10 protein-coding genes are annotated in these 13786 nt (G+C 46.7%); 6 read left to right on the plus strand and 4 right to left on the minus strand.

Annotated elements, in window-relative coordinates:
• Nucleotides 1-7 precede the first annotated feature (7 nt).
• Entirely contained in the window at nucleotides 8-1579 is a 1572-nt protein-coding gene (locus GSF13_RS09000) for an NAD(P)-binding domain-containing protein (protein ID WP_010604445.1), read from the plus strand.
• A 1282-nt stretch (nucleotides 1580-2861) separates the two neighbouring features.
• Nucleotides 2862-3056 (plus strand): DNA-binding protein, encoded by a 195-nt coding sequence (locus GSF13_RS09005; protein WP_000127614.1) that lies wholly within the window; start codon nucleotides 2862-2864, stop codon nucleotides 3054-3056.
• Between the two features lie 16 nt (nucleotides 3057-3072).
• Here the strand turns inward: GSF13_RS09005 and GSF13_RS09010 are convergent, their stop codons facing one another.
• The 3 genes from GSF13_RS09010 to GSF13_RS09020 are packed head-to-tail and all read right to left on the minus strand — an operon-like array spanning nucleotide 3073 to nucleotide 5562.
• Nucleotides 3073-4314, minus strand: coding sequence for an integrase family protein (locus tag GSF13_RS09010; RefSeq protein ID WP_065274792.1), 1242 nt, complete (start codon nucleotides 4312-4314; stop codon nucleotides 3073-3075).
• 1 nt (nucleotide 4315) lies between these two features.
• Nucleotides 4316-4585, minus strand: a complete 270-nt coding sequence (locus GSF13_RS09015) for a hypothetical protein (protein ID WP_001995600.1) — start codon at nucleotides 4583-4585, stop codon at nucleotides 4316-4318.
• Nucleotides 4586-4587: 2 nt separating this feature from the next.
• Nucleotides 4588-5562, minus strand: coding sequence for a ParM/StbA family protein (locus GSF13_RS09020; RefSeq protein WP_000497807.1), 975 nt, complete (start codon nucleotides 5560-5562; stop codon nucleotides 4588-4590).
• A 464-nt stretch (nucleotides 5563-6026) separates the two neighbouring features.
• On the opposite strand from GSF13_RS09020, the gene mobI reads away from it, so the two are divergent.
• Nucleotides 6027-6470 (plus strand): conjugative transfer protein MobI(A/C), encoded by a 444-nt coding sequence (mobI, locus tag GSF13_RS09025; RefSeq protein ID WP_000348524.1) that lies wholly within the window; start codon nucleotides 6027-6029, stop codon nucleotides 6468-6470.
• Nucleotides 6471-6480: 10 nt separating this feature from the next.
• Here the strand turns inward: mobI and umuC are convergent, their stop codons facing one another.
• On the minus strand, nucleotides 6481-7653 hold the full coding sequence (gene umuC / locus GSF13_RS09030; protein WP_065274791.1) for a translesion error-prone DNA polymerase V subunit UmuC: 1173 nt from the start codon (nucleotides 7651-7653) through the stop codon (nucleotides 6481-6483).
• Nucleotides 7654-7936: 283 nt separating this feature from the next.
• On the opposite strand from umuC, the gene GSF13_RS09035 reads away from it, so the two are divergent.
• From GSF13_RS09035 to GSF13_RS09050, 3 genes are all read left to right on the plus strand, one after another.
• Entirely contained in the window at nucleotides 7937-8530 is a 594-nt protein-coding gene (locus tag GSF13_RS09035) for a Tn3 family transposase (protein WP_000107352.1), read from the plus strand.
• A 113-nt stretch (nucleotides 8531-8643) separates the two neighbouring features.
• Nucleotides 8644-11622: a Tn3 family transposase gene (locus GSF13_RS09040; RefSeq protein ID WP_000985631.1), complete on the plus strand. Its 2979-nt coding sequence runs from the start codon at nucleotides 8644-8646 to the stop codon at nucleotides 11620-11622.
• 417 nt (nucleotides 11623-12039) lie between these two features.
• Nucleotides 12040-13533: an IS91-like element ISVsa3 family transposase gene (locus tag GSF13_RS09050; protein WP_001120888.1), complete on the plus strand. Its 1494-nt coding sequence runs from the start codon at nucleotides 12040-12042 to the stop codon at nucleotides 13531-13533.
• The last annotated feature ends 253 nt before the right edge of the window (nucleotides 13534-13786 follow it).

Below are 13786 nucleotides of genomic sequence, written 5' to 3' on the forward strand. Positions count from 1 at the left end.
TTTAACCGTGAATAGTACTGAACATAACACGCAACATATCGACCATATTATCATTGGGGCCGGACCTGCAGGGGTACAATTAGGATATTACTTTGAGCGTGACCAAAAAGACTACCTCATCTTGGAAGCCGGTGAGCAACCGGGGAATTTTTATAAAAAGTTTCCGAGGCATCGTAAATTAATTTCAATAAATAAGCGATTCACTGGGAGCGACAATCCTGAATTCAATATGAGGCATGACTGGAATTCATTGTTGTCCGATGATTATTCTTTGTTATTTAAAGATTATGATAAGGAGTTTTTTCCTCAGGCAGACAGCTTAGTTACGTATATGCAAGATTATGTAAATCACTTTGACATTAAAGTGAGATGTAACACTCGAGTTGTTAATATAGATAAGGAGGATGCACTATATAGGCTAACAGATCAAAATGGGAACGTTTTTCTTGCTAAGAAGTTAATCGTTGCAAGTGGCTTTTTGAAACCACATATCCCACAGATTAAAGGAATTGAGTTAGCTGAAAACTATACTGAGATGTCAATTGACACAAAGGATTATGAAAACCAAACAGTACTAGTGATTGGTAAAGGTAACTCAGCCTTTGAAACTGCCGATCACTTAGTTTCCTCTGCAGCCATCATCCACCTTTGTAGTCCTAATTCTGTAAATTTTGCATGGAAAACACACTACGTGGGTCATTTGAGAGCGGTGAATAACAACGTGCTTGATACCTATCAACTCAAATCGCAAAATGCAGTCTTGGACGCAGAGATTATGTCGATTGAATGCGTAAATCAACGCTTTAAAGTATTATTTAAATACAAGCATGCTGAAGGGGAGCTAGAAGAACTATGGTATGACAAAGTACTTTGTTGTACTGGGTTTGCTATTGATACTAGTTTGTTTAGTGAAGAGACGAAGCCAGAGCTCACAATCAAAGATAAGTATCCAAAATTAAATAACGATTTTGAATCGGTTAATCAAAAAAATATGTATTTTGCGGGTACTTTGACCCATTCGTTAGATTATAAAATGGCGACATCAGGATTTATTCACGGGTTTAGATATAATAGTCGAGCATTGAATACGATATTAAACAAAAAGCAGGGCGAGCATTACCCTGAAGTTACCTGTAACAACGAAGATGTTGCTCAACTCGTGCTTGATCAGGTTAATGAGTCCGGTGCTATGTGGCAGCAGCCTGGATTTATAGGTGATTATTTTTACCCAGATGGTGACAAAGTACATTATGGTTTTTCTTTACCCATAAATCATGTGCTTGAATCTTTAGCAAAAGAGAAAAGACAGTTTTTCACCGTAACACTAGAATATGGTATAGATGCGGACTTTGACCCGTTTACTGCCAACCGGATCCATAGAGAAAATGTCGCGGCTTCAGATCACAGCCAATTTCTTCATCCAATAATTAGAGAGTATCAAGGGACGGAGCTAGTTTCTGAACACCACGTTATTGAGGATCTATTGGCTATTTGGAAAGAAGATATTCACTTACACCCACTACAATCTTTTATCAATGAAGCAATTCGTTTAGTACAAAAAACTGAAGAGTTGGCCTAATCCCCTATGAAACAGCCCCAAAGCAAGTGTTTCGGGGCTGCTTTCTTTTTGAGTCCTGCAAAACAAATTTTCCCCATGCGTTGTATTCCATCACCTTTTAAGGTGTCGATTAAAATGTTGGTACGAGCGCCAGTTGAGCTGTGCTGTTTAATACCAATTTGTCTTACTATTTGCTCAATTTGAAGAATCAAATCTGATGCTAACTGCGTTAAATATTTCTCATTTATTTGGAACTACTAAAGGGCAAGGTTATTGCCTTACTCATATGGGCATAGGTAGCTTGTCGCTAGTAAGGAACGGGAGTTGAGCTCCTAACTTTACACAAATATTTCGCTATGTTGTTTAACCAAAAAAGGTAAGTGACGGTTTCAATAGCAAGGTTGGTGTACAATAAGCGTAAATAGCCTTTCTGCTAGAAAGGCATTAATTATCCGAAGTTCAGGTTAAATAGTACGCGATTCAGCAAACATTGATTGTTTATAAAGTCAAGATCAGCGAAAATAGCGGCCAACTACGATTAACATGACGGATTTGACAAGCGAAGGGCAAGAAAGAGCGTGCTTCCGAAAATATGTACAAATCCGTGTACAAACTAAAAGAATTTATACATGGCTACCCAAGATTTTCTTAATGAAATCAATAAGCGAAGGACCTTTGCAATTATCTCGCACCCTGATGCCGCCCAGCCTTTCAACGCTTAAAACCACCTTTCATTGCACACCACAATCACATCTCTACGTACTGAATTTAAAGGCTTTTTGTCTTTTTCTCGTTTCTTTGCTTTTCAATGATGTTCAAGCGTAACCTCGGAAAATGTGTACAAACTTGAGTACAAATTCCGTTTTAGAGGCCTTTGGTGAAAATTCCATGACACAAATCTGGCTGTAGGCCTTGTGTTTACTGGGTTTGATGAAGAAAGTACTTCCTGCTTTTGGTACTTTGGTCTCGACATTACAAAAGCGGAATAAATGCGATCATCTCTAGTTTTTTGTTTATAAGTTTATGAATTTAAAGGGTTCGTCATTGTGGTTTTTGATGTGTCATTGTTGCGAGTGTACAAACAGTGTGTACAAATTTTTCTCGTTAGGCGTGTTGATTGCTATTCATGACACAAACCGCCTTGTAGCCCTTGTTATTCATAGGTTTGAGCTGAAAAGTACCTAATAGCAACATTCGTGTTTCGATAAGGCTGATCTTCTGAACAAATCATGCATCTTTCTGACCATCAACAAGTGATGAATCAGGCGATGATAGCTTTACATTGATTTTCAGGAGAATGCAGATGACAGCAGTAGCGCACCAGGTAACCCCTTTTCTAACATCTTACGAAGTGATGGCTCGTTACCACATTAGCTATACGACGCTCTGGCGAAGAATAAAAGATGGCAGCTTGCCGCAACCTCGTATCAACCGAAATACACGAAACAAGCTGTGGCACATTGAAGATTTGGAGGAGTATGAGAAGAAAGAGGACTGAGCCTCTTTCTTTTATTTTATTGTCCGAAACGCCAGTTGAACGGAAAGCCTGTCGGCTCGATGATGGTCTCTAGCTGTTGATACCAAACGTCGTAAGCATGACGCATTTCATCCAGGTACTGATATTGGTTGTAGATAGCATCCAACCCTTTTTTGCTGTGGCCAATCATCAACTCGGCAACTTCTTGCGTCGTGATGGCCGACATTCGCGTTCGCATAGTTCTGCGAAGATCATGCATAGACCAATGTTCCATCTCGACACTAAGCGACCTGCGAGCCCAAATTTTCACATTGTTAGGAATAGTGGTATCAAAGCCATTTGTGGCAAGCTCTTCTTGTCCGTTCGCGGGAAACAAGTAGGTTGATTTGCTCATCTGCATCGCCAGTTCAATCAGCTCAATAGCTGGCTTAATCAATGGCCGCATGATCGGCGCTCCAATTTTCTCACCTTGTTTGCGGATCTCTATGGGCACTGTCCACATTGCAGATTGCAAGTCAAAGTGATGCTTTTCAGCTTGAATGAGTTCGCCCTTGCGCCCTCCCAATAAGAGAAGCAGTTTTATGTAGATGCGATTCTTCTCAGTGATTTTTGACTCATGCAAATAGCGCCAAAGTATCCTGATCTCGTTGTCATTTAGCACCCGAGTTCGTTTTCCTTTTTTACCGCCAACCTTTTTTGCTGTGATCCCAGCGGCAGCGTTAATTTCCAAAATTTGTTCATCAATCAGCCAGTCATAGAACTTATGCAGTACAGACACTAGGCGCTCTGTGTTTGACGGAGACGATTCCGAAACCTCACGAAGACAGTTTCGCAAGGACAATTCAGTGATGTCAGTTAATGGATACTTGCCAAGTCGGGGCAGCAAATATATTTCACTGCTGCGTTTTTGGTAGTGCCACGTTTTCTCCTTTAGCCCTTGCTTACCGGCAGAGTCTATCCAGTCTCGAAAAATCGATTCGAAGCTTTGATTAGCAGAATACTTAGCCCGTTCCTGCTGTAGGTAAAGCTTGGGGTTTCGGCCTTGATCAAGTACTGCCCTTAACCTATCCAGCTCATTCCTGGCTTCAGCCAGCTTCATAAGGGGGTAAGTACCTATGTCTACCCGCTGTTGCTTGCCATCGAACCGATAACGAAACTGAAAAACAATTTTGCCCTTGGGCGATACCCGAGCACTTAGCCCATCTCGGTCGGCTTTTACTACGGTTTCTTTTGCTTCTTTATTTAACCTGGCATCGAGCCAGCTAACTGATAACGCCATGTTATAAGCCCAGCCCTAGTTTTGATTTTAATGATTGTTTACGTGTTTCTGCTTTGGGTTCTGGCGCTGTACTCATAGAAGTAACTTCACCATCTGGTGCAAGGCCATCCACCGGTACAGATGTCGTGGATAGATTGGGTTGGCTCATTTGAATTAACCCAAAGGTTGCCAGCATCCGCAGACGCTCAGCGCGTTCCCGTGGTGGCGTCTTTTCCAATTCTTTGAGTAGTTCTGGGTGGCTCCCTGGGGGAATGTTGACGACAACTCTCATGATCATGCCCCATAAAACCAGAAGCCTCGGACGTTCGCCAAAACAGACTGCTCAGGCACGATGATCTTGCTTCGTGAAAAAATCTCCTTGGCCGCTTCCTTATAAGCCAAGGCTCCACCTCCGGCGATCAATACCAAGTCCGCATTAATGCTTTCGTCACGCATGGATTGACGCATGGCTGTAAGAGCAACAGGCGCTACCTTTTTCATGGCAGCATTCAGATAAGGTGAAATATCGACTTTTTCTCCAAATAGCAGGACCTGTAAGTCGCCGGTTCTCATGGCTTTTTCAAGTCGATCCATTCCGACTTTGGCACCATGATCTTCCGAAATCAGCTTATCGATGGTTTCCAGTAGCACGGACATTGCCTGAAGACTGGTTCCTGATGAGCTGTAGCGAATTTCTCCGGCCTCAAGGGCAACCCAATCAACAGAAAAGAAGCCGGGATCAATGACGACGACACGACCTTCTTCAATCAAGCCCAGATCACCACCCGTTTGAACCAGATCCATATAGGCACCGGCAGGCTGTGGTAGTACTTTGACGTCATGAACGGTGATGCTGCGCTTAGGCGTCACTTGATGGACACCTTTTAAACGCTGCACAAGGTCAGACTTACGTTGTGGTTCATGAAACTGGGAAACCGGTAATCCAGTGACAACCAAATCGATGGATTCTGTTTCAGCCATTAACAAGGCGGCATGAAAAAGTGCCTTATAGGTTTTTGTGGTGGGATATTCCGGGTGAAGCTCTCGTTCCCAGCCTTGAAGGCGTCCAGCAGGAACACCAGCGGCCCAGCGCTCATTATCGACAGAGACATACAAACAAGTTTCATCATCGCCTCCACCGATACGCTCCGGCATACGATCCGCTGGACCGGCACCCGCAGGTAGAATAATGGTTTTCGGTTCACTACCTGATTGGCCAATTGCCAGCTTCAGGTTTGAGTAACCGATATCTACGCCTAGTACAAACATACTTATCTCCTGTGCACTCAAAGTGCTCTAACGGTTTTCAATCAACCGCGCTGTTCACGCTTGGGCATTTCCAAGTGCTCTGGCGGTTTACTCAAATGTCATTATCAGGATTCGGTGCACTGGCGGTGGGCAGAAAGGTGACAAATCCTTTCATCTATCTGCCTATTGCATTTTTGCAAAAGTATGAGAATAGGCTCTGTTTGGCGGCTGGTGACCTAGCCAAAAAAATTGAGACGCCAAACGTCGTTTGCATTCTGGCCTGAACTTGCCAAACGGTTTGTATCTTCATGGCGATACGTCTTTTTAGGTGTTTTTAAGTGAAATCAGCCTGTATCCCTTGTCGGGTATGGGATTGAGCGAGTCGATTTATATCGAGACGCCAAACAGTGATTGTGACGGCAGTTTTACGTTTGGCGTTTCGATCCAAAAGCCAAACGGATAGTGGTTTTGGCTTTAGGGGTTAATTGGATGGGGAAATTGGTTTGGTAGAAATCGTCAATGAACAATGGAAAGCAGATGTATCAGATTTACTTCAGCAAGAAACGGACAGGCTAAAAGCGCTGGCACGAGCTGAAGTTGATGACTTTTGGGTTACCCATTACAAGGTTCGAGAGAATGAGCCCTTTAAAGACTGGGGTCTGCTTGGTGTCCGTATCAGAGACTTTAAGTATGGCTTTGGCATAGAGTGGTATATCAACAGTTTTCACGGTCAACGAGGCAAACGCGTGGTCTTTAGCAAGGGGCTGCGTATCTCAAAGACGAAGCTGAGATACGCATTTTTAGACTGCCAAGGTTTGGCCAAAGAATGGGAGCTAGCGCTGGCCATGGAGAAAGAGGAATTCTTCAGTGATATTCGACGCCAGGTTGATAAGCTCAACATGCTGCGTCGCAGAGTGAATGCGTATTGAGTCAACTGCGCTACTTCACTCGCGGTAACTGGTCCCAGCGTGTTGTATAAGCGGGAGACAAATGCTCTCGCTTCATCGACCAATCTTTCTTGAGTCCTTGTCCAGCAAAGAAAACCTTTCCGGCACCGCTTTGGTTAATGGTGTCCAATACAGACATTAGCTGCTGGCTATTAGAGCGGGTCGATACGTCATCGAATAGTCCTGGTTGAAACATGCCAGGATCGTAAAAGTCAGACAGCATGACGCCCGCTTTGGCATAACGAAAACCATCCTTCCATATCCGCTTGAGTAAGTGATTGGCCAGCTCGATAAAATCCCGCGTGTCGCAACTGGGGATTAGCAATTCACCCGATGCAGAGTTGCTGTACTGCGGCTCGTTGTCCTTAAAGGGGCTGGTACGTATGAACACGGTCAGCACTTTGGCTTGCTGCTGTTCTTTGCGAAGTTTCTCAGTGGCGCGGGTTGCGTATTCGCATACGGCTTCACTTAAAAATTCAAAGTGCGTCACTTTTACGCCAAATGAACGGCTACAGACGATTTGCTTCTTAGTTGGCGGGATCTCTTCAAGTTCAATGCACGACTCACCATTGAGCTCTCTGACGGTTCTTTCTAAAACCTCTGAAAACTGGTCTCTGATGGCTCTAGGAGAGGCATTGGCTAGATCTAAGGCTGTGGTGATACCTAACGCATTTAAACGCTTAGAAAGTCGTCTACCAACGCCCCAAACATCATCAACCGGAACTAATGCGAGCAATCGACGTTGCCGATCTAGATTGGTCAGGTCTACAACCCCCTGAGTGGCAGGATATTTCTTGGCGGCATGGTTAGCCAGCTTGGCGAGTGTTTTAGTCGGTGCAATGCCTACACAGACGGTGATCCCAATCCAGTGGCCTATGCGCTCTCGCACTTGTTGTCCGAACTCGACAAGGGATAGGGCAGACTCAATACCGGTTAAGTCCAAAAACGCTTCGTCAATAGAGTAAACCTCTACTCGTGGTGCCATCTCCTCCAAAGTGCGCATCACTCGACTGCTTAAATCTGCATACAGCGCGTACAGTTGGCTAAGAATTCCCGCTAAAAATAGACGAGTAAGTGAGCAACCATTCTGCCGCATGGGTTGCTGGCGTCTAACACCAGAAAAATCACCCAGCCCAACCCGCTGTCTATTTTTTAAGGTGGGCATTCATCTACATGTCTAATTTTTTACCAATTTGATCGCTAAGATGTACTAATTTGATTACCGAGGGAGACTGACGGACTAATTACTTAGGGGCTTAATCGTACAATCTCCACTCGACACCACACAACTCACTTCTGGACATTTCTGAGTTGCATTTTAGCTAATTTAGAAAAACATGAATTAGATAAAGTATGGAAATTTCAAATCAATATGAGGCGGACATGAAGAAATTGAAAAAAGTAGCTTAACTGGGTTGGTCAATTTTGGTTGACCACGTCATGTTCCGGTGAGTACGCAAGTCATTGGCGCTAACGAATATGAAGGTCACTTTGCTTTTGACTTACTCTATAACAACTCTTCAGATATACAGCCTAATACCTTATCGACCGATACGCATGGTACCAATAATGTTAACTTCGCTATATTAGATTTCTTTGGTTACACATTCGCCCCTCGATACGCGAAAATGAAAAAGGTGTTTTTTGAGCTATTTGAAGTGACTGAAGAGAACGGAGGCCGTATTCAATTAAAGAAAGATATTAATCATAAGCTAATTGCTGAAGAATGGGACAATATTCAGCATATTGTTTGTTCATTGAGTCGTAAAACCACCACTCAAAGCACAATCATTAGAAAGTTGAGTAACGGCAAGAGCCGAAGATTGTCAGCATTGCATGAGTACGACCGTTTAATTAAATCTATTTATGTTTTGGAGTATGTTGATAATTCAACGTTGCGTCATTACGTCCAGCAAGCCTTGAACAGAGGTGAAGCATACCATCAGTTAAAACGTGCTATTACTTCAGTTAATGGCAATAAATTTCGTGGGGGGAATGATTACCAAGTATCACAATGGGGTTCTAGGGATTTTCCCCTCTAAAAAGACTTAATCCTCTGTAGACCACACCAATAAATGGCTGCGGAGGTGGGTTACTACTTATAAGTGTGGCAAATTAGGTAAATATCGTACATTTAATACGGAACAGCCCTGATATGGCCATCAAAAACGAAATTACTATTCTCACGAGAGCAGAACAGGCAGATCTTTATTCCCCACCCATTTTTTCAATCGAAGAACAACGTCTGTACTTTTCTCTGAACGATGCGGAATTGGCAGTTTTTCGGTCAATTCGTCTCAGAGCTCATAGATGTTACTTTGTCGCGATTTTGGGATACTTCAAATCAAAGCCCGTCATCCTAGATATCGCTTACTCGCAGGTTTCTAAGGATTTAATGTTCATCAGTAAAGAGCTGCTTGGCGGCAAGGGGCTCAGACCATTCACTCCCTCACAAAAACAAAAAGATCGACTCTACGCAAAAGTATTAGACCTTGCTGGTTATCACAAATGGGACGAAAGTCAGCACTTCAATTCTCTTTTCGACCACCTTGTTCAGGTGGGCAATGCCTGGCTGGAGCCGCGTTACCTCTTTGATACTGCTATTGAATTCCTAACCAGTCACAGCATTGCTATCCCTAGGTACACCGTACTCCAGAGACTGATAAGCAGAGCGATGCAGCAGGTCAGAAAAGACCTGGCGCACCAACTTAATCAACTCACCAGTCCTGAACTTCACGTCTTTCTGGACAGCATAACAGCCATTGATGACGGACTAAGCCTGAACCAGCTCAGAGGCGGTGCAAAAAGTCTGACCGTACCTGAACTTAAAAAAGAGCTTGCCCTTTATCATCAGTTAGCGCCATGGCGCACGCAAATCAATGGCGTTATCGATGGGCTTAATCTGTCTCTTAAAAATCGACAACACTTCGGTGAGCTCATCAACTATTACGGTAGTAAACTCAAACGATTCAAACGCGCACAGCAGCATCTATGGTTGCTATGTCACCTGACAGAGCGGATACAACTGGCACTGGAACGGTTAACTGATGGGTTCATTTACCATATCCGCAAGCAACAAGAAGCTGCCAACACCTTTGCACAACAAGCAGTGTTCCTGTCCTGGCAGTCAGCCGCGGACAATGTCACGAAAGCGGCAGAGTTACTGCATCTGTTTGTGGATGAGAACATTGATGATAATCAACCCTTCTCAGTAGTCAGACAACAGGCATTGAAGGTCATGAATGACAGGGATATCCAGACCCTCTGCCTTTACCTGAAAAAACAGAAACGGACCGTGGAAGAGTACCAGTGGCAACATTACGATGAACAATGCAATCTCCTGGAGCAACTGTTAAGGCAGGTGTTCTTGTGCCTTGAATGTGAGGCCGGTAAAGGCTCAGAAGCCGTCGTCGCCCAACTTCAACAGATGCAGACGGAAATCGCATTCGGTGGACCACTGAAGACGATGGATACGTCGCTCATCCCGAAAAAGCACCTCCCATGGTTGGTTAAACAGGATAACGTTAACCCGCAACGTTACGAATGGCTGCTCTACCGGCAGTTAACCTCACGACTGAATGGACGCATTTATTTGCCAAATGTTACCAAATACCGCGCACTGGAAGACGACCTGATCCCCCAGACATCGCAGGATACCTTGCTGGCCTCATCAACACTGGACAGACTAAAACAGCCCGCAGAGTTATTGTTACAGGAGAAACAACACCGGCTGGAAAGTGCACTCAAAGACGTTGCTCTCCATATTGATGAGGGAGACAATCGAAATGTGATCATGAAAAATCGTACCGGTACCCGCTGGCGTCTGCCGACCAAAAGCGCTACATCTCTGGTCAACAATCCCTTTTTTAAGCGAATGCAACCGGTCGGTATCGCGGATGTACTGCGGTATGTAGAGCGCGAAACCGGGTTCATGAAATGTCTGACTCATGTACTTCCGATACAAAAACAAGGGTTCACTCATCAGGATGATTTACTGGCCATTCTGATTGCCAACGCCACTCACCGTGGTGTGTATGGCATGGCGCAGATCTCCGATCGAAGCTATGAACACCTGAGTACGGTGCAGGCCAACTATATCCGGCCTGAAACGCTGCATGACGCCAGCGACGTGATCAATAATGCGGTTGCAGCGCTACCCATCTTCCGCCACTACCATATTCAGGAGGACCAGCTGCATGCCAGTGCGGATGGTCAGAAATTCGAAACCCATCTGGAAACCTTTAAAACCCGGTACTCCTCTAAGTATTTCGGCACCAACAAAGGGATCACGGCCATGACACTGGTGGCCAACCACAGCGCCCTCAATGCTCGGATCATCGGTTCCAACGAGCACGAATCACACTATATTTATGACCTGTTACAATCCAACAGCAGTGAAATCAAACCTGACGTACTCTCGACAGATACACACGGTGTCAATCATGTTAACTTCGCCTTACTGGATCTATGCGGTTACAGTTTTGCACCGCGATACGCGCAGTTCAGTAGTGTCATCAATGATCTGTTTGATGTGACTGAAAGTGAACAAGGCAGCACCATACTGGCGCTAAAGAAGCCTATCAGAACGAATGTTATTACAACGGGATGGCAAGATATCAGGCGTATTGTTCTGTCACTTCAGACAAAGCGGACGACACAAGCAATGCTGGTAAGAAAGTTGTCTGGTTACCCTTCTGGACACCCAATATTACAGGCTCTGACGGAGTATAATCGACTGGTTAAAGCGCAATATTTACTTGACTACATCGACGATGCCAGTTTGCGGCAGTATGTGCAACGTGCCCTGAACCGGGGAGAAGCATGGCACTTCCTTAGACGAGCCATTGCGTCGGTGAATGGTGATCAGTTCCGTGGCAAAAACGAGTCTGAAATCGCTATCTGGAATGAATGCGCAAGATTGCTTGCCAACGCGATCATCTACTTCAACTCCGCGATACTGAGTCATCTTCTGGGACACTTTGAAGCGAGAGGAGATGAAGAGAAAGCGGGTATCACTCGTGCTGTTTCGCCCGTTGCGTGGCAAAATATCAACTTAAGCGGAACGTATAACTTCACTAATACTGGGAAATTGCCCAATATTGGCGAAATAACAAGGCCGATAGTGGATGATTAGGCTCCAAGCTGAAAGTAAACCACCTCCGCAGCCATTTATTGGTGTGGTCTACAGAGGATTATGTCTTTTTAGAGGGGAAAATCCCTAGAACCCCACCTTGAGACAGAACGCGCCTTGGTCAGAATCCCAGTCGCTGGGCGGGTTTGCGCCTACGCTCTTGACCCCCACGAGGTCTGGAAAGGGTACGACAACGCCAAAGAATACGCGGCCTTCGTGACCAAGACGCTGGTCAACAAGGACGGCGATATTAAGCGCCGGATCATGTCGATGTTTAGCCCAGAGGAACGCCCAGACGACAGGGAGTGACGGGCACTGGCTGGCAATGTCTAGCAACGGCAGGCATTTCGGCTGAGGGTAAAAGAACTTTCCGCTAAGCGATAGACTGTATGTAAACACAGTATTGCAAGGACGCGGAACATGCCTCATGTGGCGGCCAGGACGGCCAGCCGGGATCGGGATACTGGTCGTTACCAGAGCCACCGACCCGAGCAAACCCTTCTCTATCAGATCGTTGACGAGTATTACCCGGCATTCGCTGCGCTTATGGCAGAGCAGGGAAAGGAATTGCCGGGCTATGTGCAACGGGAATTTGAAGAATTTCTCCAATGCGGGCGGCTGGAGCATGGCTTTCTACGGGTTCGCTGCGAGTCTTGCCACGCCGAGCACCTGGTCGCTTTCAGCTGTAAGCGTCGCGGTTTCTGCCCGAGCTGTGGGGCGCGGCGGATGGCCGAAAGTGCCGCCTTGCTGGTTGATGAAGTACTGCCTGAACAACCCATGCGTCAGTGGGTGTTGAGCTTCCCGTTTCAGCTGCGTTTCCTGTTTGCCAGCCGGCCCGAGATCATGGGGTGGGTGCTGGGCATCGTTTACCGCGTCATTGCCACGCACCTGGTCAAGAAAGCGGGCCATACCCACCAAGTGGCCAAGACGGGCGCGGTCACCCTGATCCAGCGTTTTGGATCGGCGCTCAATCTGAATGTTCACTTCCACATGCTGTTTCTCGACGGTGTGTATGTCGAGCAATCCCACGGCTCAGCGCGTTTCCGCTGGGTCAAGGCGCCGACCAGCCCAGAGCTCACCCAGCTGACGCACACCATCGCCCACCGGGTGGGTCGCTATCTGGAACGGCAAGGCCTGCTGGAACGGGATGTCGAAAACAGCTATCTGGCCTCGGATGCGGTGGATGACGACCCGATGACACCCCTGCTGGGGCACTCGATCACTTACCGTATCGCTGTCGGTTCACAGGCGGGGCGAAAGGTGTTCACTTTGCAAACTCTGCCGACCAGTGGTGATCCGTTCGGTGACGGGATTGGCAAGGTAGCCGGGTCCAGCCTGCACGCCGGCGTGGCGGCCAGGGCCGATGAACGCAAGAAGCTCGAACGGCTGTGCCGGTACATCAGCCGCCCGGCGGTATCCGAGAAGCGGCTGTCGTTAACACGAGGCGGCAACGTGCGCTACCAGCTCAAGACGCCGTACCGGGACGGCACCACGCACGTCATTTTCGAACCATTGGATTTCATTGCAAGGCTGGCCGCCCTGGTACCGAAGCCCAGAGTCAACCTAACCCGCTTCCACGGGGTGTTCGCACCCAACAGTCGGCACCGGGCGTTGGTCACGCCGGCAAAACGGGGCAGGGGCAACAAGGTCAGGGTGGCTGATGAACCGGCAACACCAGCACAACGGCGAGCGTCGATGACATGGGCGCAACGGCTCAAGCGTGTTTTCAATATCGACATCGAGACCTGCAGCGGCTGCGGCGGCGCCATGAAAGTCATCGCCTGCATTGAAGACCCTATAGTGATCAAGCAGATCCTTGATCACCTGAAGCACAAAGCCGAAACCAGCGGGACCAGGGCGTTACCCGAAAGCCGGGCGCCACCGGCTGAGCTGCTCCTGGGTCTGTTTGACTGACGAGCCTGAAGGCCAACGATACCAATCAAAATGCTGCGTTCACAGCGCCGCGGCAGGGATCCGCCGTGCTGGTTGTCGGAAAAGGAGCCGCTAGTGGGAAAGAGGAGGGTAAATTTTCAGCGTTGCTGGCTCCCCGTCAGCCGGATTGGGTTGCATCGCAGGGGTGTCGAAAGAGTCAACTGCGGTCCAAAGCTGTTGGACTTGGGTGAAAAGGGCGTTTATTCTTCCTATACGTTCATTAGGTCATCTAGCC

The organism is Pseudoalteromonas sp. M8 (assembly GCF_018141365.1).
GTDB lineage: Bacteria > Pseudomonadota > Gammaproteobacteria > Enterobacterales > Alteromonadaceae > Pseudoalteromonas.